Source organism: Streptomyces sp. NPDC050610, from assembly GCF_040654875.1.
GTDB lineage: Bacteria > Actinomycetota > Actinomycetes > Streptomycetales > Streptomycetaceae > Streptomyces.
The window spans coordinates 303948-326686 of sequence record NZ_JBFAIV010000002.1; the positions used below are offsets into that span (position 1 = coordinate 303948).

Annotated in this window: 22 protein-coding genes; 7 read left to right on the forward strand and 15 right to left on the reverse strand. The window is 69.2% G+C overall.

What is annotated here, in order from left to right:
* Nucleotides 1–205: 205 nt before the first annotated feature.
* The gene (locus AB0I22_RS03610; protein WP_363128941.1) at nucleotides 206–631 is read right to left on the reverse strand and encodes a hypothetical protein; all 426 of its coding nucleotides are present in this window, start codon (nucleotides 629–631) and stop codon (nucleotides 206–208) included.
* Between the two features lie 69 nt (nucleotides 632–700).
* Between AB0I22_RS03610 and AB0I22_RS03615 the strand changes: the two genes are divergently transcribed.
* Nucleotides 701–1324, forward strand: a complete 624-nt coding sequence (locus AB0I22_RS03615; protein ID WP_363128942.1) for a TetR/AcrR family transcriptional regulator — start codon at nucleotides 701–703, stop codon at nucleotides 1322–1324.
* An 83-nt stretch (nucleotides 1325–1407) separates the two neighbouring features.
* Here AB0I22_RS03615 and AB0I22_RS03620 read toward each other — a convergent pair whose 3' ends face one another.
* The 5 genes from AB0I22_RS03620 to AB0I22_RS03640 all read right to left on the reverse strand — a co-directional run bounded on the left by AB0I22_RS03620 (nucleotide 1408) and on the right by AB0I22_RS03640 (nucleotide 4444).
* Nucleotides 1408–1755, reverse strand: a complete 348-nt coding sequence (locus AB0I22_RS03620; protein WP_363128944.1) for a transcriptional regulator — start codon at nucleotides 1753–1755, stop codon at nucleotides 1408–1410.
* A gap of 306 nt (nucleotides 1756–2061) precedes the next feature.
* Nucleotides 2062–2907 carry a GNAT family N-acetyltransferase gene (locus tag AB0I22_RS03625; RefSeq protein WP_363128945.1) on the reverse strand — a complete coding sequence of 282 codons (846 nt, stop codon included), beginning with the start codon at nucleotides 2905–2907 and terminating at the stop codon, nucleotides 2062–2064.
* A gap of 222 nt (nucleotides 2908–3129) precedes the next feature.
* A complete protein-coding gene (locus AB0I22_RS03630; protein ID WP_363129100.1) occupies nucleotides 3130–3327 on the reverse strand; it encodes a DUF397 domain-containing protein in 198 nt (65 codons plus the stop codon).
* A gap of 27 nt (nucleotides 3328–3354) precedes the next feature.
* A complete protein-coding gene (locus AB0I22_RS03635) occupies nucleotides 3355–3549 on the reverse strand; it encodes a DUF397 domain-containing protein (RefSeq protein ID WP_363128946.1) in 195 nt (64 codons plus the stop codon).
* Nucleotides 3550–3559: 10 nt separating this feature from the next.
* Nucleotides 3560–4444, reverse strand: a complete 885-nt coding sequence (locus AB0I22_RS03640; RefSeq protein ID WP_363128947.1) for a helix-turn-helix transcriptional regulator — start codon at nucleotides 4442–4444, stop codon at nucleotides 3560–3562.
* Nucleotides 4445–4575: 131 nt separating this feature from the next.
* On the opposite strand from AB0I22_RS03640, the gene AB0I22_RS03645 reads away from it, so the two are divergent.
* Nucleotides 4576–5013 (forward strand): ATP-binding protein, encoded by a 438-nt coding sequence (locus AB0I22_RS03645; RefSeq protein ID WP_363128948.1) that lies wholly within the window; start codon nucleotides 4576–4578, stop codon nucleotides 5011–5013.
* Here AB0I22_RS03645 and AB0I22_RS03650 read toward each other — a convergent pair.
* Nucleotides 4997–5605, reverse strand: a complete 609-nt coding sequence (locus AB0I22_RS03650; RefSeq protein WP_363128949.1) for an isochorismatase family protein — start codon at nucleotides 5603–5605, stop codon at nucleotides 4997–4999. The genes AB0I22_RS03645 and AB0I22_RS03650 overlap by 17 nt on opposite strands.
* A 169-nt stretch (nucleotides 5606–5774) precedes the next feature.
* Nucleotides 5775–6698, reverse strand: a complete 924-nt coding sequence (locus AB0I22_RS03655) for an alpha/beta hydrolase (protein ID WP_363128950.1) — start codon at nucleotides 6696–6698, stop codon at nucleotides 5775–5777.
* A 43-nt stretch (nucleotides 6699–6741) separates the two neighbouring features.
* Between AB0I22_RS03655 and AB0I22_RS03660 the strand changes: the two genes are divergently transcribed.
* Entirely contained in the window at nucleotides 6742–7218 is a 477-nt protein-coding gene (locus AB0I22_RS03660) for a MarR family transcriptional regulator (protein ID WP_363128951.1), read from the forward strand.
* A 219-nt stretch (nucleotides 7219–7437) separates the two neighbouring features.
* On the opposite strand, the gene AB0I22_RS03665 is transcribed toward AB0I22_RS03660, so the two are convergent.
* The 7 genes from AB0I22_RS03665 to AB0I22_RS03695 all read right to left on the reverse strand — a co-directional run bounded on the left by AB0I22_RS03665 (nucleotide 7438) and on the right by AB0I22_RS03695 (nucleotide 18031).
* Entirely contained in the window at nucleotides 7438–8589 is a 1152-nt protein-coding gene (locus AB0I22_RS03665; protein ID WP_363128952.1) for a dipeptide ABC transporter ATP-binding protein, read from the reverse strand.
* Nucleotides 8582–9634, reverse strand: a complete 1053-nt coding sequence (locus tag AB0I22_RS03670; RefSeq protein WP_363128953.1) for an ABC transporter ATP-binding protein — start codon at nucleotides 9632–9634, stop codon at nucleotides 8582–8584. The genes AB0I22_RS03665 and AB0I22_RS03670 overlap by 8 nt, the downstream gene beginning before the upstream one ends.
* A gap of 11 nt (nucleotides 9635–9645) precedes the next feature.
* Nucleotides 9646–10626 carry an ABC transporter permease gene (locus tag AB0I22_RS03675; RefSeq protein WP_363128954.1) on the reverse strand — a complete coding sequence of 327 codons (981 nt, stop codon included), beginning with the start codon at nucleotides 10624–10626 and terminating at the stop codon, nucleotides 9646–9648.
* Complete coding sequence (locus tag AB0I22_RS03680; protein ID WP_363128955.1) at nucleotides 10619–11545, reverse strand: ABC transporter permease; 927 nt, start codon at nucleotides 11543–11545, stop codon at nucleotides 10619–10621. Before AB0I22_RS03680 ends, AB0I22_RS03675 begins: the two co-directional genes overlap by 8 nt.
* Nucleotides 11546–11680: 135 nt before the next feature.
* Nucleotides 11681–13312 (reverse strand): ABC transporter substrate-binding protein, encoded by a 1632-nt coding sequence (locus AB0I22_RS03685; protein WP_363128956.1) that lies wholly within the window; start codon nucleotides 13310–13312, stop codon nucleotides 11681–11683.
* 515 nt (nucleotides 13313–13827) lie between these two features.
* The gene (typA, locus tag AB0I22_RS03690; RefSeq protein WP_363128957.1) at nucleotides 13828–15693 is read right to left on the reverse strand and encodes a translational GTPase TypA; all 1866 of its coding nucleotides are present in this window, start codon (nucleotides 15691–15693) and stop codon (nucleotides 13828–13830) included.
* A 190-nt stretch (nucleotides 15694–15883) separates the two neighbouring features.
* Nucleotides 15884–18031 carry an ABC transporter family substrate-binding protein gene (locus tag AB0I22_RS03695; protein ID WP_363128958.1) on the reverse strand — a complete coding sequence of 716 codons (2148 nt, stop codon included), beginning with the start codon at nucleotides 18029–18031 and terminating at the stop codon, nucleotides 15884–15886.
* Between the two features lie 551 nt (nucleotides 18032–18582).
* Here AB0I22_RS03695 and AB0I22_RS03700 point away from each other — a divergent pair.
* The 4 genes from AB0I22_RS03700 (at nucleotide 18583) to AB0I22_RS03715 (ending at nucleotide 22493) form a co-directional block, all read left to right on the forward strand.
* Nucleotides 18583–18867, forward strand: a complete 285-nt coding sequence (locus AB0I22_RS03700; protein WP_363128959.1) for a hypothetical protein — start codon at nucleotides 18583–18585, stop codon at nucleotides 18865–18867.
* A gap of 92 nt (nucleotides 18868–18959) precedes the next feature.
* Nucleotides 18960–19757: a hypothetical protein gene (locus tag AB0I22_RS03705; protein WP_363129101.1), complete on the forward strand. Its 798-nt coding sequence runs from the start codon at nucleotides 18960–18962 to the stop codon at nucleotides 19755–19757.
* 13 nt (nucleotides 19758–19770) lie between these two features.
* The gene (locus tag AB0I22_RS03710) at nucleotides 19771–21729 is read left to right on the forward strand and encodes a fumarate reductase/succinate dehydrogenase flavoprotein subunit (RefSeq protein ID WP_363128960.1); all 1959 of its coding nucleotides are present in this window, start codon (nucleotides 19771–19773) and stop codon (nucleotides 21727–21729) included.
* The gene (locus AB0I22_RS03715; protein ID WP_363128961.1) at nucleotides 21726–22493 is read left to right on the forward strand and encodes a succinate dehydrogenase/fumarate reductase iron-sulfur subunit; all 768 of its coding nucleotides are present in this window, start codon (nucleotides 21726–21728) and stop codon (nucleotides 22491–22493) included. Before AB0I22_RS03710 ends, AB0I22_RS03715 begins: the two co-directional genes overlap by 4 nt.
* Nucleotides 22494–22739 lie beyond the last annotated feature (246 nt).

Here is a 22739-nt window from a genome sequence, read left to right on the forward strand (position 1 = left end):
GCAGGTCGTCGTCACCGAGCAAGGGGGCGTTCATAGCCAACGATCCCAGCATGCCGACGCGCGGGCCGCACGCGATTTAGGGCCCGCCCGCCCGACGGTGTCACGCCGACGGCTCAGGCCGGCCCCCTGTCACGCCCTTGGAGGACGAACCGCGCTGGTGAAGGGTCTATCCATCAGTACGGGTCGACGGCGGTCGCCTTCGCCGTCAACGGGCGGCGCCCTCTGCGTGAGTGTTCGAGGTCATCTGCGCTGGGGCAGCGGCGATCAGCAGCGCGGCGAACGCGAGGGGGGCGGCTGTCTGGTAGCCCATCCAGACTTCGCCCCCGGCGCTGTTGCCCTGCCACACCAACAGGAGGCCGGCCAGGCTCGCCAACGCCCAGCCGCTGTCGTAGGCAATCATGAGTCGCGTGCACGTGCGCATCGACCGGCTGCGCAAGTATCTGATCTCGATGCCACCGCCGATCAGCAGGGCCACGCCCGAGACGGCCATCAGCCAGGCCGGCGTGCCGAGCAGCCGGCCGAGCGGGGCGGCGCCGGCGATGTAGACGGCTGCGAGCAACACCTTGAAGACGCCATCGGCGATTGCTCCCACCATCTGACGGGTCACCCGCGATGTCACAACCTGGGCCATGAGCGTCCTCCTCGAAGCGCGTTCAGACTGGTTCCATAACGAGATTACGGCAATAATGAAGTTATGAGAATGACGAGGGCAGAGACCAAGGAACGCAACCGCCGGGCGCTGCTGGACGCCGCGTTTCAGGTCGTTTCCCGGGACGGGTACCGGGCCAGGCTTGAGGAGATCGCCGAACGCGCCGACTTGACCACCGGTGCCGTCTACTCCCTGTTCGGGAGCAAGAACGGCCTGGTGGTCGCCCTGGTCGCCGACTATCTGCGGCCGTACTACGAGGAGATCGAGCAGGTGGTCCCCGCTGGGCTCGATCTGCTGGAAGCGGTCGACGCCTTTGCCCGGCACTACCGGCGCAGCAGCGACGCCCCGGACGCGCTGTCCCGCCTGTCGCTCCAGATCACCTTGCTGGACATGGCCCTGCACGACCCTGAGCTGGGGTCCCAGCTCGCCGCGTCCGTCCGGGCGCAGGAGAACCATCTGATCGCGCTGTTCACCGGAAGGCGGCACAACGGAGGGGTCGTGTCGTCGCATCAGGCACAACGCCTGACCACCGCGCTCAGGGCACTGTTCGTCGGCCTCAGCCAGGGCGTCCCCTTCGGCCTCGCCCCTGGCGCCGACGAGCAGTACTTCGCCGACACCGCCCGCGCCCTGGCATCCAATGTGTCCCTCATCGACCACGATCCGAATGCTTCGTGACGGTCCAGCCCGGCTGAAACGCTCAGCTGCGCGACTCTGCCTTCGGCATCCGGACCACCGCCCGCCCCGGCGACCGGCCGGCGTCAGCGCGTACGGTCCCCGTCGTTCACGTTGGCCTCTCGGGCCGCCGCGACGATGCTCTGTAACGCCGTGACGTGCTGGGACAGGGCGAGTTGGCCCGTGGAGGTCAGGGAGAGCCACGTTCGGGGGCGTTTGCCGACGTAGCCCTTGCGGATCTCCGCGTACCCAGCGCCTTCCAGGGCCGCCGCAGCCTTGCTCAGCACCGAGTCGGACACCCGGCAGTGGTCGCGGACCATCCCGAACTCGGCCTCCGCGCAGGCGGACAGGAACGCCGCGATGGCCAGTCGAGTGGTGTTGTGGAACGCCTCGTCGAGGCCGGGGCCCGGCGGCTGGGGCGGGTCAGCGGTCATGCCGGTTCTCGCTGTTCCCGCCACCTGATGACAGCGTCGCGTCGGGCGAAGCCGGGCCGGGCGCCGGGCCCTGTCGGGCCGTACGGTCGAGCGCTCCCCGTTCGTGAACGGGCCCCACAGCCGCCGGACCGCTCCGGCGGCCTGGGCCGTTACCGCAGCTGCGGTGTCCCACCACGCGCTCCCCGTTCTCCCAACGGCGTTCCGGACAGCCGAACTCGGCCACCGCGCCACGCGCTTTCCGCAACGGAAAGTCAACCATGGTGGCGGCCGAATCGGGCAATGCTCGTGAACAGCGCGGACAGAGAACTACCCGGCGGGCTCGGCGATCAGAGCCGTGCCCACTCGGCGGAAGCCCAGCCGCGAGTAGATCCGGGCGACGTCGTCGTCACCCGCCGACAGGAACACCGTCTCCACCCCACGCGCCCCGGCATCCGCCACCAGCGCCTCCGTGACCTTCATCCCAAGGCCGCGGCGGCGCGCCGACGGCAACGTGCCCACGCCGACGATCTCGCTGACCTCCCCCACCGGTTGATGCTGCCCGGCGCACAACGCCGTTCCGTCGGCCACCGCCGCGGCCACGCAGGTCAGCCCGGCCCGGATACGGCCCGCTATACGTTCCACGGAACCGTCATCGGCCTGGCTCACCACCAACTCGTCCAACTCGGCCGGGCCGGCCGCGCCCACAGCCGTACCGGGGTCGGCGAATGCCAAGTAGGGGACGGCGAGGGCGCTCGACAAGGCCGGATCGTCCGGCCCCACTATCCGTACCGATATGCCCTCGGCGTTCCCGTCGGATGCGACGGGAGGCGACGCCGCGTCCAGATCCAGCGCCATCAGGGGATGCTCATGCACCACCAGCCCCGCCCGCTCGACCGCCGCCCTCAGCCCTGGCGTGGTTTCGGCAACCCACTCAAAGCTCTCCGACACCCCGAGCTCACGCTGCCGCGCCCGCACATCGCCGATGTCTGCGACGCTCACCGGCCCGCGATGCCCCAGGGTCGGGCGCGCGTAGTAGGGCCAGCCCTGCCCCTGCCCTTCCCGTACGAACAGCGTCAGCGGCCCGAAGTCCTCAGCACGGGCGCCGGACCGGGGAACGGCGTCGTAGTACCGCTCAAGGCGGTCCAGCGTTCCGCGAAGGCCATCGCTGTTCACAGCCACAGCCTTCACCACTCCCGCCACGCGCACTGAGCCAACCAGTCGCCCTCCGGGCCCCGTTCCCCGCCCGCCAACCCCCGTGCCTCCTCAGCAATCACTTCGCGCCACTGCTGGGAGGGTCTTGTCATCGCCATACGAGCGAACATACTCGCGACCACTGACAACGGGCCTGGGTGTCGGCCCATCCAATGCCGGGTACCGCGGGTACCCGGCAGCCCCTCAGTCAGCGCCTCGCCCCACAGCGCCCGTTTTGACCGCCCGCAGCAGCGCCCGAAGCGCAGCGGGGGCAGTGGCGAGCACGCGCTCAGGCGCATCGCTCTCTCGCAAGTAGGTCAGGCCAGAGCTGACAGCTACCTCTACACAATTCTCCGCGTCACCAGTGCTGAATGTGGACTTGCGCCAACCAAGCCTCGACATCTGGATCACCCATCCTCGGAGACGGAGTCAGCCGCCTATCAACGCATCCGTCCGCACAGCGCGTACGAACGCGCGAAACGCTGCGGGAGTAGTGGCGATGACGCGCGCCGGATCGTCGCTCTCGCGGAGATGGGAAGTCCCGGCCTCATCGACGGCAACCTCGACACACGCCTCGGTATGGCCTTCACTAAAGCTCGACTTCCGCCAATGGAGCTGTGCCATGGAAACCTTCCTAGAGCAGGGGGTACAGGAGTCGCTGGATCAGGCCAAGTGAATCTTTACGGACATGCGCCTCCGGTGCCATCCCAGCATCAACTGCGGGTAGAGCCAGTCTTGCCAGCCTAGCGAACGTCTCGTTGTACTGGGCAAGGGAATCTGCATCACCCAGGTACAACGAGCCATCGACCTGGGGCACCATGACTGTCCCAAGCTCCGGCAGAGTCGGCTCGGCCAGGGTGAACGCGGTGCCGTACGGCACCGGGCCGTCGAACGGCAGCACCTGCACCGTCACATTGGGACAGCGTGAGACCTCGATCAGCTTCAGCAACTGGTCGCGCATGACCTCGCGGTTGCCCAACGATGTGCGGAGAGCCGCCTCATGAGTGATCACATGCAGTTGCGGAGCCCCCTCCTCAGTGAGCACTTTCTGTCGCCGCATGCGGAAGTCAATGGCGATGTCTTGCCACGCAGGGGAGCCTTGCCCGTACCCGTCGCGGTGGATGACGGCCGCGTACTCCCGCGTCTGCAAGAGACCGGGGATGAACAACGGTTCGTAGGCGTCAAGACGATTCGCGCTCGCCTCAAGCTCTGCAAAGTCCAGATGGGGAGTCGGCAGATCGTGGCGGTACGTACTCCACCACCCCTTACCGGTGGCCTGCGCCATTTCCACCAGCGCCTCAACGTATTCCTCACGCACACCACTTGCCGCCCCGGCGAGCGCGCGCAGCCGCTCCGGCGACAGGTTGGTACGCCCCGTCTCGACGTTGCTGATATGTGACTGGTGCATGCCCATCACCTCGGCGCTCTCGCCGACATTCAGACCCGCACGTTCGCGCAGCTTTCGAACTTCCGCACCAAAGCGGCGCTGGCGATAAGTGGGGTTGGCCCTCAGACCCACGGACACCTCCCTCGATCCACGGAGCAGTATTGCGCAACTCCCACTTTCAGCGATCGAGTTGTGAATTTACAACTGATCCCGCTACCTTGAGTGTGGCTTCAGTCACAGACTGCACTCACCTGGAGGCTGCCATGCGCACGCCCAATGAGCCCCTCAAGCCCCCCGAGCTTCCCAACCCCCACGAACCCTGGTCCTACGGTCTGTTCATCCCGCACGACCCCCGGGCGGTCGGGATCGTCAGGGCGACGGTTCGGGCCATTCTCAAAGCCGCGCGGCTCCACTGCGTCGTCGACACCGCCGAGTTGCTGGTCTCCGAGCTGGCGACCAACGCGTACCGCTACAGCAAGACCGACGCGTACGTCAGCGTCGACTGGGTTCCGCATGATCTGCACGTGGCCGTGTGGGACACCGGTACGGGCCTGCCGCAGCGGCATGCGCCCACCCGTGAGGACGAACACGGGCGAGGGCTGGGGCTCGTGCAGACGTGTGCGGATGCCTGGGGCGTGCAGAGCCACGAGAGCGACCCCGCGTCGCCCGGCAAAGCGGTGTGGTTCATTCTCCGGACGTAGGCGACGTGAACGGCCTGGCGAAAGGAACTGACGCCGCCCTCGCCACGATCTCGATCTCGTCGCCCAGTGCCCACTCCGCCACCCGCGAAGCCGTCGCCGCGGGGACGGCATCACTGCCGGGGCCAGCCGGGATGTCGTACGTGGCGTGCGCGTCGTGGGGAAGCACCACCCGGTAGTCGCGTTCCAGGGCCGCGCGTGCTGTCGCCAGGACGCACATCTCGGACATCACGCCGCAGACGGCCAGCGACCGCACCCCCTCCCTCGCCAGCAGATCCCCGAGGTTCGTCCCCTCGAAGCCGTCGTCCTCCTCCTTGCGGATCACGGTCTCCCGCGCGCCGGCCTCCACCGGAAGATGCAGTTCCCAGCCCGGCGTGCCCGGTTCGTCCGCCGTGCCCGGAGCCCCGTCGTTCTGGAGGTGGACGACCAGCGCACCGGCCTCGCGGGCCCTCGTGACGAGGCTCTTGAGCTGTACGAGCAGTTCCGCTGCCGCCGGCACCGCCTCCTCGCCCGACATGAACGCCACCTGGGCGTCCACCACTATCAGCGCCTCCACCGGGCTCATCGCGTCTGCACCAGCAGCGTTCTCCGTCATACCCTCACCCTATTCACCGTTCGCCCCGTACGGCCGCGACCCCTCGCACACCGCCCACCGACGCGCAAGAGGTCGCCGTCCTCCCCCGACTCACCAATTCACCTCGCCCGTCGGCCTGTTCACGATCTCTACCACCGACAACAGCACCAGGCGGCGCACAGGACCCGCCCTACTCCGCTGACGTGCGCGCCGTGCTGTCGGCGCGCACGCGCTGGCTGAGGAAGAGAGCCGCGCGGTCCAGTGCCTCGTCCGCCTCGTCCAGTACGCCGGCGAACGCCTGGAACACGTGCGGCACATCGGCGGTGACGTCCAGGATGACGTCCACTCCGGCCGCCCTGGCGCGCGCGGCCAGGCGCGTGGAGTCGTCCAGCAGGATCTCGTTGGTGCCCGCCTGGAGCAGCAGCGGGGGGAAACCGGTCAGGTCGGCGAGGACGGCCGGGCTGAGCAGGGGCTGCCGCGGGTCGGCTCCGGCGAGGTACATGGCCCCGGTGCGTTCGACGGCCTGGCGGGTGAAGATCGGGTCGACGTCTTCCTTGGTGTCCATGCTCTCGCCCGTCCGGGTGGCGTCGAGGCCCGGGGAGAAGGCCACTATGGCAGCGGGCAGCGGAAGGCCCGCGTCGCGGGCGGCGAGGCAGGTGGTGACGGCGAGGCCGCCGCCGGCGGAGTCGCCGGCGAACGCGATGGCCGAGGGGCCTTCGCCGCCATCGAGGAGGGCGCGGTAAGCGCTCAGGGTGTCGTCGATCGCGGCGGGGAAAGGGTGCTCAGGGGCGAGCCGGTAGTCCACCGAGTACGCGGCGAAGCCGGTCTTGGCCGCCAAGTTCCCCGTCAGCGACAGGGCGGTTTCAGGAGAGCCGAACACCCAACCGCCGCCGTGGAAGTACAGGATCGTCCCGGCGCGGCGCCCGTTATCCGGTTCGACGTGCAGTGCGCGCCGGTCGCCGAGCGTCGTCCGCGTGACGCGGATGTCGTCCGGCACGATCATCTGGGCCATCAGCGCCTTGAATCCGGCTCGGAGCTCGTCCACCGACCGGGGGCCCTCGGGCCGCGGCTGTCGCAGAATCGCGTCGACCTTGGCGCGCTGTTCCTTGCTCATGGGTGCACTCCTGCCGTAAGTAGCTTCCGTTACACTATATGCCATGGAATATAAGACGACCGGCGGCGCAGCCGACCTCCCGGCCTTCTTCGCCGATCTCGTCCGCTGCGAGACGCGTCTGTACAACGCCCTCAACGACCGGCTCCGTGACCGGCACGGGATCGTCACCTCGCAGTTCGAGTTCCTGCGCCACCTGCGCGACCACCCCGGGTCCCGCGTGGCGGACCTCGCCGCCGAATTCGCCATCGGCATCGGCGCGACCAGCAAGGGCGTCGACCGTCTGGAAAAGCGGGGATGGGCCGTCCGGCAGCCGAATCCGGCCGATCGCCGGTCCTCACTGCTGGCCCTGACCGACGACGGCTCGCGGCTCGCCGACGCGGCGGAGGCGACCGTCGCCGAAGCGCTGGCCGAGCTGATCGGAGGCACGCTCGACGGTCCCTCAGGGGCGGCTGTCCTACTGGCCATCTCGCAGTTGCGCTCCGCGCTCGAACGCGACCAGATCGGCATGCCCACAGGCTGAGGGGGATATCGCCTCGGACCCGGCGGGCGGCGGCGCCCGGCCCGCACGGGTGGGGGGAGCGGCCCGCCGGAGGGCGGAAGAAGCGGCGCTACGAGCCGCCCGCCTCCCCATAAACCGACAGCCCGGTGCGCAAACGTGTGTGGGGCTCCCCGGATCGTAAATCCGGGAAACCCCACACACGTTGAGCGGCCTATGAGACGACCAATGCGATCCGACGCGCTACGCCGCGCCCACCACGTCCTTCTCCTCCGCGAAGTGGCACGCGGATTCGTGCGACGCCAGCGAGTCCGTGGTCGCGAACCGCTTCGGGATCGCGAGCAGCGGCTCCTCTTCCGCGCACCGGCCCTCCGCCTTCCAGCAGCGGGTGCGGAAGCGGCAGCCGGACGGCGGGTTGGCCGGGGACGGGACGTCGCCGGTGAGGATGATGCGCTCGCGGCCCTCGCGGGCATCCGGGTCCGGCACGGGCACGGCGGAGAGCAGCGCCTGCGTGTAGGGGTGCGTCGGGTGCTCGTAGATCTCCTGGTCGGTGCCGATCTCGGCCATCTTGCCGAGGTACATCACGCCGACGCGGTCGGAGATGTGCCGGACGATGGACAGGTCGTGCGCGATGAAGAGGTAGGAGAGGTTGAACTCGTCCTGGAGCTTCTCCATCAGGTTGATGACCTGCGCCTGTACGGACACGTCCAGCGCCGAGACGGGCTCGTCGCAGATGATGATCTCCGGGTTGAGCGCCAGACCGCGGGCGATGCCGATGCGCTGCCGCTGACCGCCGGAGAACTGGTGCGGGTACCGGTTGATGTACTCGGGGTTGAGCCCGACCACGTCCAGCAGGTCCTGCACCTTCTGACGGCGGCTGCCCTTCGGGGCGACCTCCGGGTGGATCTCGTACGGCTCCCCGATGATGTCGCCGACCGTCATCCGGGGGTTGAGCGAGGTGTACGGGTCCTGGAAGACCATCTGGATGTTGCGCCGCACCGCGTGCAGCGCGCGTCCGGACAGCTTGGTGATGTCCTGGCCCTTGTAGAAGACCTCGCCGGCGGTGGCCGTCTCCAGGGTCATCAGCAGCTTGGCGACCGTGGACTTGCCGCAGCCGGACTCGCCGACGATGCCCAGCGTCTCGCCCTGGTAGAGGTCGAAGGAGATCCCGTCGACCGCCTTGACCGCGCCGACCTGCCGCCGGAAGAGGATGCCCTGGGTCAGCGGGAAGTGCTTGACCAGATTCCGCACCTGGAGGATCGGCTCGCCGCGCTCGACCGGCGCGTCGAGAACGGCCTCCACCTCGGTGGTGGTGCTCGCGTCGCTCGCGACCACGTCGGAGACGCTCGGCGTCGAGTCGGCCACGGCCCCGTCGTTCTTCTTCATCTCAGCCATGGATCGTCTCCTTCCAGAAGTGGCACGCGCTGCCGCGGCCGGCCAGTTCCGCGCCGTCCCGCTCCGTCACCTGGTGCAGTACGGGCACGTCGGTACGGCAGACGTCCTGCGCCATGGTGCAGCGCGGGTTGAAGGCGCAGCCGGCCGGGATGTGCTGCAGGTTGGGCGGCAGCCCCTTGATCGCGAAGAGCTCCTGGCCCTTCTGGTCCAGACGCGGGATCGAGTCGAGCAGGCCGCGGGTGTACGGGTGCGCGGGCCGCTTGTACAGCTCGTGCACCGGCGCGGTCTCCACGATCCGGCCCGCGTACATCACCGCGATCTTGTCGGCGACGTCCGCGACCACGCCCAGGTCGTGGGTGATCAGGATCAGCCCCATGTTGAACTCGCGCTGAAGCTCCGCGAGCAGGTCCATGATCTGCGCCTGGACGGTCACGTCGAGGGCCGTGGTCGGCTCGTCCGCGATGATCAGGTCCGGTTCGAGCGCCAGCGCCATCGCGATCATGATGCGCTGGCGCATACCGCCGGAGAACTGGTGCGGATAGTCGTTCACGCGCGCCTTGGCGGCGGGGATGCGCACCCGGTCCATCAGCTCGATGGACTTGGCCTTGGCGTCCTTGCGGGACATGCCCTGGTGGACGCGGAACATCTCGCCGAGCTGGTAGCCGACGCTGAGCACCGGGTTGAGCGCGGAGAGCGCGTCCTGGAAGATCATCGCCATTTTGCGGCCGCGGATCTTACGCCGCTCCTCGTCCGACATGCGGAGCATGTCGTCGCCGCGGAAGAAGATCTCGCCCTGCGGGATCTTGCCGGGCGGCATGTCGAGGATGCCCATGATCGCCTGCGCGGTCACCGACTTGCCGGAGCCCGACTCGCCGAGGACGGCGAGCGTCTCACCGGCGGAGACGGAGTAGTTGACGCCGTTGATCGCCTTGACGACGCCGTCCCGCGTGTGGAACTCCACATGCAGATCGCGGACTTCGAGCAGCGGGGTGCCGTCGCCGGCGGTGGGCTCGGGGACGTTCGCGGGTGTTTCGATAGTGGTCACGTACGCCTCCCTCAGCGCAGCTTGGGGTCGAGGGCGTCGCGGACCGCGTCGCCGAGCATGATGAACGCCAGCACGGTCACGGTCAGGAAGCCCGCCGGGAAGAGGAGTACGTGCAGCGAGTTGCGGATCTGCGACGAGCCCATGGAGATGTCCGCGCCCCAGGAGATGCCGTTCTGGATGCCGATGCCCATGTACGACAGCGTCGCCTCGGCCGAGATGTACATGCCGAGCGCGATGGTCGCGACGACGATGACGGGCGCGATGGCGTTCGGCAGCACGTGCCTGAAGATGATGCGGCCGCTGCCGGCGCCGAGCGCCCGCGCCGCCTGCACGTAGTCCGCCTGCTTGACCGTGATCACCGAGCCGCGCATCACGCGCGCGACCTGCGTCCAGCCCAGCGCGCCGAGCGCCAGCGCCACGGTCCACGCCGTACGGCCGGCGAACGCCTGGAGCAGGACCAGCGAGCCGAGCAGGATCGGGATGCCGAAGAAAATGTCGGTCAGCCGCGAGAGCAGGGCGTCGACCCAGCCGCCGAAGTAGCCGGCGATGATGCCGATCAGACCGCCGAAGATCGTCACGAAGAGCGTGGCGAACACACCGACGGTCATCGAGGCGCGGGCGCCGTAGATCACGCGGGCGTAGATGCTGCGGCCCTGGCCGTCGTAGCCGAACCAGTCGGCCTCGAAGAAGTGGCCGAGCTTCGGCTTCTGCATGAAGTGGGCGAGGTCGCCCGGCTTCGGGTTCGCGCTGGTGAACAGGGACGGCGCGAGCGCGATGACGATCAGCAGCACGATGATGACGCCGGAGACGATGAAGACGGGCCGCCGCCGCAGGTCCTGCCAGGCGTTCGCCCACAGGCTCTTGGCCTGGTCCTTCTTGGGCTCCGGCGGCTGCGGGCCGCCGCTCTTCAGGCGCGCTGCCTCGTCCGCCTTGGCGTAGTTCCCGGACGAGTTCCCGAGGCTCGGGCTCGTGATGCCACTGGTGTCAGACATAGCGAATCCTCGGGTCCAGAACGGCGTAGAGCAGGTCGACCAGCAAGCTGGCGACGAGGTAGACGACGACCAGGAACGTGACGAGGCCGACCACAAGAGGGCCGTCGGCTTGGAGGACTGCCCTGTAGAGCGTATTGCCGATTCCCTGGACGTTGAAGATGCCTTCCGTCACGATGGCGCCGCCCATGAGCGCGCCCAAGTCGGTGCCGAGGAAGGTGACCACGGGGATGAGCGAGTTGCGCATGAGGTGGATGCCGACCACGCGGCGCTTGGGCATGCCCTTGGCGATGGCGGTGCGGATGTAGTCCGCGCGGATGTTCTCCGCGATGCTCGTCCGGGTCAGTCTCGATACGTACGCGAGGGAGACCGACGCGAGCACGATGCCGGGCAGCAGCAGCTGACTCAGGTCGTTCGAGTCGTTGACCGTCGGATCGACCAGGTGCAGTTCGTTGCCGAGCACCGACTGGGCGACATAGCCGAGCACGAAGACCGGAATGGCGATCACCACGAGGGTGACGACGAGGACCAGCTGGTCGATGAGCTTGCCGCGCTTGAGGCCGGCGAGCATGCCGAGACCGATGCCGACCACGATCTCGATGGCGAACGCCACGAGCGCGAGCCGGATGGTCACGGGGATGGCATCCGTCAGGATGTCCGTCACGTCACGCTGGCTGAAGCTCATGCCGAGGTCGCCCTGGACCAGGTTGGTCAGGTACGTCCAGTACTGCTCCAGCAGTGACTTGTCCAAGCCGAACTGGTGCTTGAGCTGGACGACGGTGGCGGGGTCCGCGGCCTTGTCGCCGAACAGCGCCTTCACGGGGTCGCCGGGCAGCGCGTACACCATCAAGAAGATGATCAATGTGGTGCCGATGAACACCGGGATCATCTGGAGCAGGCGTCGAAGGATATAACGCCCCATCGTTCCTCCAATGCGATCGGCGCGGCTGCCGCCGACCCCCCTGTCTGTCCTTGAGGAGAGTCGACGGCAGCCGCGCGATCTGTCTGACCGCTAACGGCGGCGTTCGCGCATCGCCGCGCGGTTGGCCGGTCGGACTTACTTCTTGAGAACCTCGACCTGCGTCCAGACCGGCTGGCCGATCCAGTCGTAGGTCACGTTCTTGACATGCGTCGAGTAGCCGGCATTGGACTTGTAGTACCAGAGCGGGATCTGCGGCATGTCCTTCTCAAGGATCTTCTCCGCGTCGCCGTACAGCTTCGCCGACTCCTCGGGCGTCGCGGCCTTGTCGGCCTTCTCCACCGCCGCGTCGAACTCCTTGCTGCTGTAGCCGGAGTCGTTGGAGGCCGCTCCAGTGCGGAAGACGTCCGAGAGGAAGCTCGCGATGTGCGGGTAGTCCGCCTGCCAGCCGGTGCGGTACATGTCGCCGGCCTTGAGCTTCTTGTCCGTGATCAGGTCACGGGCGGTCTTGAAGTCCGGCTTCGGGTTGCCCTCGCAGGCGATGCCCGTGGCCTGGGTGATGGAGTTGCACACCGCGTCGACCCAGCTCTGGTGCCCGCCGTCGCTGTTGTACAGCAGGCTGATCTTGTTGCCGGGGACGCCGCCGCCGTCCTTGATGTACTGCTTGGCCTTGGCGGGGTTGAACTTGAAGAGGTCGCTGTCGTTCTTCTCGTAGCCGACGGTGCCGGGCGCGACGAAGCCGGTCGAGGGCTCGCGGGAGCCCTGGAGGACCTTCTCGCCGATGCTCTTGCGGTCGATGGCCATCGACAGACCCTGGCGGACCTTGGCCTTGTCGACGCCCTTCCAGGCGTCGTCGTACATCGCGAAGCCGATGTTGACGGTGCCGGCCATCGGCTGGTCGATCGCGCGGTCGCCGAGGTCCTGCTTGTACTTGCTGAGGTCGGTCGGGTCGACCTGGTCCAGCGTGTCGAGGTTGTTGGACAGGATGTCCTGGTAGGCGGCCTCGGGCTTCGGGTAGATCTTGAAGACGACGCCGCCGTTCTTGGCCTTGTCGTCACCCTTGTAGTTCTCGTACCGCTTCATCGTGACCTTGACGTTGTGGTCCCAGCTCACGAACTGGTACGGGCCGTTGCCGACCGGCTTCTGACCAAAGCCCTTCGGGTCCTTGAAGAACGCCTTGGGGAGCGGGGAGAGCGCCGCGTAGCCCAGCTTGTACTGGAAGTACGAGACCGGCCGCGTCAGCTCGATGGTGAAGGTCTTGTCGTCCTTCACCTGCAGACCCGACATCTTGTCGCTCTTCGGGTCGCCGCTGGTCGGGTGGACCTCGTCGTAGCCCTTGATGTCCGCGAACCAGGAGCTGTTGATCTGGGCGTTCTTGGTGTTCGCGCCCCAGTTCCAGGCGTCGACGAACGAGCTCGCGGTCACCGGCTCGCCGTTGTGGAACGTCCAGCCGGGCTTCAGCGTGACGGTGAAGTGCTGGGAGTCCTTGGTCTCGATCTTGTCGGCGACCGCCATCTTCAGCTTGCCGGTCTTCGGGTCGAACTCGGTGAGACCCCGGAAGAGGTTGTCCAGCATGCGGCCGCCGCCGACCTCATTGGCGTTGGCGGGCTGCAACGGGCGCTGCGGCTCGTTGCTCTGGTAGCTGAAGACGCCGTTCGGGTCCACCGCGCCGCCGGCGCTGCTGTCCTTGCTGCTGCCGCCGCAAGCCGTCGCGGTAAGCGCCACGGCTATCGCACCTGCGACCCAGGCTGCGCTCTTTGCACCGCGCATGGGTTTGCCTCCTCAGGAGTCCACTGTCGATATGAAACGGGCTCCCTAAGCAATGGCTGACACCCCTGACAGCCGCGCTACGAGAGCCCCGAGTGTGCTCGTGAGTCGGCGCTCCCCACAGCGCGTGACCCATTGACCCGAGCTCAATGGAGCCAACTATTAAGTACGGGCGGCCCGTAAACCACACTTAAAGGGTCTCGCTTTGGTCACATCAGTTACGCGCGAAGACCCGATATCCGGACAAACACATCACAGACAGACAACCGCGAAACGGACTGTTAGCACTCCATTCGGACAGTGATCGCCGATATCCGAACACACGTACTTCATAATTCCCTTGCGCGACGAACTCATGATCGGGTGTCACGCCGACGGCCCGGCACCCCGCTCGATGCGGAATGCCGGGCCGTCGGCACGTACCGGCGTGAACCGGCTGCGAAGCGTCAGCGGTCGGCGCGAGAAGCGTCGACGCTTGGCGCTTGGCGCTTGGCGCTTGGCGCTTGGCGCGGAAAACGTCAGCGCTTGGCGCGCGAGGCGGCGCGGCCGCGCTCCTTCTGGTCGAGGACGACCTTGCGGATACGGACGGTCTCCGGGGTCACCTCGATGCACTCGTCCTCGCGGCAGAACTCCAGGGACTGCTCCAGCGAGAGCTTGCGCGGCGGCACCACGTTCTCGGTGGTGTCCGCGGACGCGGCGCGCATGTTGGTGAGCTTCTTCTCCTTGGTGATGTTCACGTCCATGTCGTCGGAGCGCGAGTTCTCACCGATGATCATGCCCTCGTAGACCTCGGTGGTCGGCTCGACGAAGATCACGCCGCGCTCCTGGAGGTTGATCATCGCGAACGGCGTCACGACGCCCGCCCGGTCCGCCACCAGCGAGCCGTTGTTACGGGTCCGCAGGTCGCCGAACCACGGCTCGTGGCCCTCGAAGATGGAGTGCGCGATGCCGGTGCCGCGGGTGTCCGTGAGGAACTCCGTGCGGAAGCCGATCAGACCGCGGGCGGGGACCACGAACTCCATGCGGACCCAGCCGGAGCCGTGGTTCGTCATGGTCTCCATGCGGCCCTTGCGGGTGGCCATCAGCTGCGTGATCGCGCCGAGGTATTCCTCGGGGCAGTCGATGGTCATGCGCTCGGTCGGCTCGTGGATCTTGCCGTTGATCTCCTTGGTGACCACCTGCGGCTTGCCGACGGTCAGCTCGAAGCCCTCCCGGCGCATCGTCTCGACCAGGATGGCCAGCGCCAGCTCACCGCGGCCCTGCACCTCCCAGGCGTCGGGGCGCTCGGTGTCCAGGACGTTCAGCGACACATTGCCGATGAGCTCCTTGTCGAGGCGGTCCTTGACCATGCGGGCGGTGACCTTGTGGCCCTTGCCGCCCTTGCCGACCAGCGGCGAGGTGTTGGTGCCGATGGTCATGGAGATCGCGGGCTCGTCGACCGTGATGAGCGGCAGCGCGATGGGGTTCTCGGGGTCGGCCAGCGTCTCGCCGATCATGATGTCCGGGATGCCCGCGACCGCGCAGATGTCGCCCGGGCCCGCCACCTCGGCCGGCTTGCGGGTGAGCGCCTCGGTCATCAGCAGCTCGGTGATCTTGACGCCCTGGATCGAGCCGTCGCGCTTCATCCACGCGACCTGCTGGCCCTTGCGCAGCTCGCCCTGCTCGACGCGGCAGAGCGCGATGCGGCCGAGGAAGTTGTCGGCGTCCAGGTTGGTGACGTGGGCCTGGAGCGGCGCGCCCTCGTCGTACTCCGGGGCCGGGACGGTGCCCAGGATGGTGGAGAAGAACGGCTCCAGGGAGTCGCTGTCCGCCGGGACCGTGCCGTTCTCGGGCTTGGTCAGCGAGGCGATGCCGTCGCGTGCGCAGGCGTAGACGATCGGGAACTCGATCTGGTCCTCGTCCGCGTCCAGGTCCAGGAAGAGGTCGTACGTCTCGTTGACGACCTCGTCGATCCGGGAGTCCGGGCGGTCCGTCTTGTTGATGCAGAGGATGACCGGCAGCTTGGCGTCCAGCGCCTTGCGCAGCACGAAGCGGGTCTGCGGCAGCGGGCCCTCGGAGGCGTCCACCAGCAGGACGACCGCGTCCACCATGGACAGGCCGCGCTCGACCTCGCCGCCGAAGTCGGCGTGGCCGGGGGTGTCGATGATGTTGATGGTGATCACGTCGCCGCCACCCTTGGGGTGGTACTTCACGGCGGTGTTCTTCGCGAGAATGGTGATGCCCTTCTCGCGCTCAAGGTCGTTCGAGTCCATCATGCGTTCGTCGAGGTGCTGATGGGCCGCGAATGCGCCGGCCTGCTTCAGCATGGCGTCGACGAGGGTCGTCTTGCCGTGGTCGACGTGGGCGACGATGGCTACGTTACGAATGTCGTGGCGCGTGGGCATACTTGCGGCGCTTCTCCCGGAATCGTGGGTGGCTCCGCGTACGGTCCGGTACGCGTGCCTGCCGGGCAGATCACGCCACGGCCTCACCCCATGGTACGTGGCTGTGGCGACTTAGGCCGCCCCAGCCCGTACGCACCGGCTCTGGCCTGCGGTTATGCCGATCGCCGTGACCTTTCGCACACCTCGTGTCTCATTTGCGGAAGCCGATGTCCTGATATCGGGGAGTGGCGAGGCCGAAGGCCCCGGCGTTGGCGATCTCCGACTTGGCGGCGATCAGCTCGGGGCGCTGGTAGAGCGGGATCGAGCCGGCCGCCGCCCAGATACGGGCGTCCGCGCGCTCGACGAGGTCCCGCGAGGCACCGGCGTCCAGCTCGGCCGCGGCCTGGTCGAAGAGCTGGTCGATCTGGTCGGTGCCGACCCTGGTGTAGTTCTGCTCGACGAGCAGCGAGCCGTCCGGGGCGGGCTGCGGCTTGGCGAAGATGGGGCGGGCGTCGGTCGCCGGGTAGGCGGTGGCGGGCCAGGAGTACAGCGCCAGGTCGTAGCCGCCCGAGGCGATGTGGTCCTTGAAGTAGCTGTCGTCGGCGACCTTGGTGATCTCCGTGCGCACCCCGATCGCGTCCAGGTCGCGGGCGATGCGGTCGCCGACGGCGCGCAGCGGCTCGGCGGCGGCGCCGCGCGGCAGGACGAAGCGGAGGGCCAGCTTCTGGCCGTTCTTCATGCGGACCGGAGCGGCGACGGCCTTGCTGCGCCCGGCGCCGGCGTCCTCGGCGGCCTCGGCGGCCTCGGGGTCCTTGGGGTCCTTGGGGCCGTGGGCGCCGTCGGGCCCCTTGGAGCCTTCGGGCCCCGAGCCGCCATCCACCTGGTCCTTGCCGCTGTCGGCCTTGGTGTCGGTGCCGATGTCGGCGTCCCCGCCGGCCTTCTTCGGCGCGATCGGGCCGCCGTGCGACTGCCAGCCCGCGTCGGCGAGCAGGGCCTGCGCCGCCTGCGCGTCCACGCCGCCGACCGCGCCGCTGTGGTCCTCGTACCCCTGCTGGCCCGCCATCAGCAGATGGCTGCCGAGCGGCTTCGCGGGCAGCCCCAGCGGGCCGAGCACGCCGGCGGCGAGCTCCTTGCGGTCGATGGCGCGGGCGACGGCCCGCCGCACCCGCTCGTCGGCGAGCGGCCCGGACGCGCCGTTGAGCGCCAGCTGGGTGTAGGCGGGCTCCAGGGACTTGCGGACGGTGTACGAGCGCAGCGCCGTCGCGCGGGCCGCGGTCCGGGCGGTCGCCGCGCGCTCGGCCTGCGCGGCGGCCGCGGCCTTCTCGCGCGCCTCCGGCGTGCCGTGCGCCTCGGCCCAGGCCCGCATCGCGGCCGCCGCCGCGCGCCCGCCCGTACCGTCGCCGGGCGATCCGGCGGCGCCCTTGCGGCCGCGCTCGGCGGGCTTGTGGGCGGCGTTGATGTTCGCGGCGGTGGCCGGGTCGACGGCCGCGAGGTCGATCGTGTCCGCGGTCAGGGCGGCGGGCCGCCGCTCGCGCGGCACGGCCCGCAGCACGAGCTTGTCGAGCTTGGCGCGGTCGCCCCACCACTTCGGGTTGCGGGCGAGGGTCAGGGTGCCCGCGCCGGTGTCGCGGCCCGCGACCTCGAAGGGGCCGGCCGTGGCCTTGAGGTCCTTGCGGGCGCTGTCGTTGAAGGCGTCCGGGGAGCCCATCACGCTCTGCGGGTAGAGCGGTGTGAAGAGCCCGGCCCAGTCGGCGTACGGCCGGGCAAAGGTGACCTTGACCTCGTGCGGTTTCGCGCCCGGCTCGACCTTCTCGATCCGGTCGTAGCCGGCGTTGCGGGCCGTCCAGTACCCGTGGTCCTTGCCGCTCAGCGCCTTCCACTGGGCCGCGAAGTCGGCGGCGCCGAGGGCGCGGCCGTCGCTCCAGACGGCTTTCGGGTTGAGCTTGTAGACGACGATCTGCTTGGGCTCGCGCTCGACGGTCTCCGCGCTCCGCAGGTAGTCGGGGTTGCGCCGGGGCCGGCCGCGCTGGTCGAGGGTGAAGAGGGCGGGCAGTACGGCCCCGGCGACGCGCTCGGTGCCGGCGTCGGCGTCGGCCTGGAAGGCGTTGAGGGTGCCGGGGAGCTCGTCCACGGCCCAGCGCAGGGCGCCCCGGTCGGCTACGGCGGCGCGGGCGGTGCGCGCCACGTCCATCGGGGCCGGGGGCGCGGCGGCGGCGCCCCCGCCCGAGCCGCAGCCGGCCAGTGCGGGCAGCGGGAGCAGCGCGCCGGCCGTCAGCAGCGCGGCGCGGCGGCGCCGGCGGGCCCGGCGGAGGGGTCCGGTGCGGGGTGCGGTGCCTCTCGGGACGCCGTCGTGGGACATGGCTGGTACCTCCGGGGCTCGCCCGCCCGGCCTCCTGCGACGCGGCCGGGTTGGTTCGTTCACTGGCTGGCTGGTGCGGCGCCGGGTCCCCGGCCCCGGCTGGGGCCCGGGGGCCCGGACGTATGCGGCACATTCGGCTTAATGTGCCGCTGATCACATGTACTGCCAGCCACTGAAGGCGACGGTCCGGGCGAAGGCGCGCCGACACGGCGGGGCGGGGCGGCAAGCCACCCGGCTGGACGAACAGTGCGGGTCCGCACAGAAGTGCGAGGAACGGACGGCCGGGGACGCGGAGGGCCACGGCCTGGGGGCGCGCGGTGGGGCGCGCGAGGCGCTGACGGTTCGCGACGACACGCCGCGCCCCCGCCCCGCGCCCGTAGAACCGGCGCCACCTGGGCTCGGACCGGCCAGGAAGATCGGCGCGCGGCGTCCCGAACGCGCCGGTGCGAAGCCGGGATCGGGACCGCTCTCTTCCCCTTGAGGGGTGTGACGCGCAACACTCGCAGTCGCATGAGCGTCGCCACCCGCCAGCGCGGAGGTGTGAGCAAGTCATGTCCCTGAACGATGAGTTGACCGCTGTACAGCGCTGCCTCGACGATCTCGTACGGTCCGTGGTCCGGCTGGAGCAGCGGGTCGGCAGCGGCGATCTGGAGATCAGGCGCGTCCGCACCGACGCCGACCATCTGCGCGAGAGCGTCGCCCTGCTGCGCGAGAGCACCCCGCCGGAGCGGCCGAAACCCGCGATGGTGCCGATCCCCGACGCCCCGTACGACAGCTCGCTGTGGGCGGACGCCGAGGACGAGGGGCTCGGATCGCGCGACCGCAGGGCCCCCTAAAGGGGCGGCGAGCCCGTACGCCGACCTCCACCCCACTCCTTCCGGAGTTCCCTTTGACCACTGGTACCGACCCCGAAGTCACGCCCGGCGATATGACCGCGCGCGGCGTCCACCACGCGTCGCGCGCCGCCATCCCGGCCCGCCATCTGCGCACGGACCGCTGGTGGCTGGCGCCCGCCGTCACCGCGGCCGGGCTGCTCGTCTTCGTCGTCTACTCGACCTGGCGGGCCTTCGCCGGTGACGACTACTACGCGGCGCCCTATGTGTCCCCGTTCTACTCGCCCTGCGTCGCGGAGAACTGCGTGCCCATGAAGGGCGGCGCGGACTGGGAGATCTTCGGCGCGTGGTGGGGCCTGTCCCCCGCCCTGCTGATCCTGATCTTCCCGCTGGGCTTCCGGCTGACCTGCTACTACTACCGCAAGGCGTACTACCGCAGCTTCTGGGCGTCACCGCCCGCCTGCGCGGTGGCCGAGCCGCACAAGAAGTACGGCGGCGAGACCCGGTTCCCGCTGATCCTCCAGAACGTCCACCGCTACTTCTTCTACTTCGCGGTGATCGTCGCGCTGATCCTGACCTACGACACCGCACTCGGCTTCCGCGACGAGCGCGGCGAGTGGGGCCATATGGGTCTGGGCACCCTCGTGCTGCTCGCCAATATCACGCTGATCTGGGCGTACACGCTCTCCTGCCACTCCTGCCGGCACATCGTCGGCGGCCGGCTCAAGCACTTCTCCAAGCATCCGGTGCGCTACCGGCTGTGGAGCTGGACAGGGAAGCTGAACAGCCGTCACATGCTGCTGGCCTGGGCGTCGTTGGTGAGCGTGATGGCGGCCGACCTCTATGTGTACCTGGTGGCGAGCGGCGTATTCGACGATCCGAGGTTCTTCTGATGGGGCGCAGCTGATGACGCACGAGGAACGGCAGAGCTGGGACGTGGTCGTGGTCGGCGCGGGCGGCGCCGGGCTGCGGGCCGCGATCGAGGCGCGCGAACAGGGCATGCGGTGTGCGGTGATCTGCAAGTCCCTGTTCGGCAAGGCCCATACGGTGATGGCCGAGGGCGGCATCGCCGCCAGCATGGGCAACGTCAACGAGGGCGACAACTGGCAGGTGCACTTCCGCGACACGATGCGCGGCGGGAAGTTCCTCAACCAGTGGCGGATGGCGGAGCTGCACGCGCGCGAGGCGCCCGACCGGGTGTGGGAGCTGGAGACCTGGGGCGCGCTCTTCGACCGGACGGCCGACGGGCGAATATCCCAGCGCAACTTCGGCGGGCACGAGTACCCGCGCCTCGCGCACGTGGGAGACCGTACGGGCCTGGAGCTGATCCGCACCCTCCAGCAGAAGATCGTCAGCCTTCAGCAGGAGGACTTCCGCGAGTTCGGCGACTACGAGGCGCGGCTGAAGGTCTTCCAGGAGTGCACGGTCACCCGCGTCCTCAAGGAGGGCGAGCGGGTCGCCGGCGTCTTCGGGTACGAGCGCGAGTCGGGCCGCTTCTTCGTCATCGAGTCGCCGGCGGTGGTGCTGGCCACCGGCGGCATCGGCAAGTCCTTCAAGGTGACGTCCAACTCCTGGGAGTACACGGGCGACGGGCACGCGCTGGCGCTGCTCGCGGGGGCCCCGCTCATCAACATGGAGTTCGTGCAGTTCCACCCGACCGGCATGATCTGGCCGCCGTCCGTGAAGGGCATACTCGTCACCGAGTCGGTGCGCGGCGACGGCGGAGTGCTGCGCAACAGCGAGGGCGAGCGGTTCATGTTCGGGTACGTCCCGGACGTGTTCAAGGAGAAGTACGCGCAGTCGGAGGACGAGGGCGACCGCTGGTACGAGGACCCCGACCACAATCGCCGCCCGCCCGAGCTGCTCCCTCGCGACGAGGTGGCCCGCGCCATCAACTCCGAGGTCAAGGCCGGCCGCGGCACCGCGCACGGCGGTGTCTTCCTCGACGTCTCCACGCGCATGCCGGCCGAGGTCATCAAGCGCCGGCTGCCGTCCATGCACCACCAGTTCAAGGAGCTGGCGGACGTCGACATCACCGCCGAGGCGATGGAGGTCGGCCCCACCTGCCACTACGTGATGGGCGGCGTGGACGTCGACCCCGACACCGCCGCGGCGGCCGGCGTGCCCGGCCTCTTCGCGGCGGGCGAGGTCGCCGGCGGCATGCACGGCTCCAACCGGCTCGGCGGCAACTCCCTCTCCGACCTGCTGGTCTTCGGCCGCCGCGCCGGGCTGTACGCGGCCCAGTACACGGCCTCGCTGGCCGCCGGGGAGCGGCCCGTGCCGACCAACGCGGACGTCGACGCGGCGGCTGCCGAGGCGCTGCGCCCGTTCAGCGCCGAGGGCGGCCCCGGCCCCCGCGCGGGAGGCCCGGCCGAGAACCCGTACACCCTGCACCAGGAGCTCCAGCAGGCCATGAACGACCTGGTGGGCATCATCCGCAAGGCCCCGGAGATGCGGGAGGCGCTGCACCGGCTCGCCAATCTGCGGGGGCGGGCGCGGCGTACGGGCGTCGAGGGGCACCGGCAGTTCAATCCGGGCTGGCACCTGTCGATCGACCTGCGGAACATGCTGCTGGTCAGCGAGTGCGTGGCGCGCGCGGCCCTGGAGCGCACGGAGAGCCGGGGCGGGCACACCCGCGACGACCATCCGGAGATGGACCGGCGGTGGCGGCGGGCCAATCTGGTCTGCCGGCTCGCCGTCGGCCAGGAGGGCGCCGAAGGGGCCGAGTCGGCGGCCGCGGACCCGGCGCTCGGCCAGATCGCCCTGGAGCGCCGCGAGTCGCCGCCCATCCGGCCCGATCTGCTCGCCCTCTTCGAGCGGGACGAACTGGCGAAGTACCTGACGGACGAGGAGCTGACGCCGTGAGCTACCAGGCCCACTTCAAGGTGTGGAGGGGTGATGCGGTCGGCGGGGGCCTCAAGGACTTCGAGATCGCCGTCAACGAGGGCGAGGTGGTCCTCGACATCATCCACCGCCTCCAGGCCACCCAGGCGCCCGACCTGGCCGTCCGGTGGAACTGCAAGGCGGGCAAGTGCGGCTCGTGCAGCGCCGAGATCAACGGCCGGCCGCGGCTGCTGTGCATGACGCGGATGTCGGTGTTCACCCCGGACGAGACGGTGACCGTGACGCCGCTGCGCGCCTTCCCGGTCGTACGGGACCTGGTGACGGACGTGTCCTTCAACTACGCGAAGGCGCGCGAGGTCCCGGCGTTCGTGCCGCCCGCGGACCTGAAGGCGGGCGAGTACCGGATGCGCCAGGAGGACGTGGGGCGCTCGCAGGAGTTCCGCAAGTGCATCGAGTGCTTCCTGTGCCAGGACACCTGCCACGTGGTGCGCGACCACGAGGAGAACAAGACCTCCTTCGCGGGCCCCCGCTTCCTGATGCGCGTCGCCGAGCTGGACATGCACCCGCTGGACGCGGCGGACGAGACGGGCATCGACCGCAAGCGGAGCGCCCAGGAGGAGCACGGCCTGGGGTACTGCAACATCACGAAGTGCTGCACGGAGGTCTGCCCCGAGCACATCAAGATCACCGACAACGCGCTGATACCGCTGAAGGAGCGGGCGGCGGACCGCAAGTACGACCCGCTGGTCTGGCTGGGGAACAAGATCCGCCGCCGGGGGGAGTGAGGGGGGCAGGCTTGGTGGGGAGCCGGGGCCCGCTGAGGCAGGCACTCGCCGGTGGGCGGGGGCTCGCTGCTGGGCGGCGTTGCCTGCCGGGCCGGGCTCACTGGCGGGCCGGGCTCACTGCTGGACAGCGCTCGCTGCCGCGCCGAGCTCGCCGGCCGTCGGCGCGGCCCGGCGGAACCGGATGCCTCATGACGCGGTACGGGCTTCCGCGCGGACCCGGCGAACGCTCCCGGGCACCGCTACCGG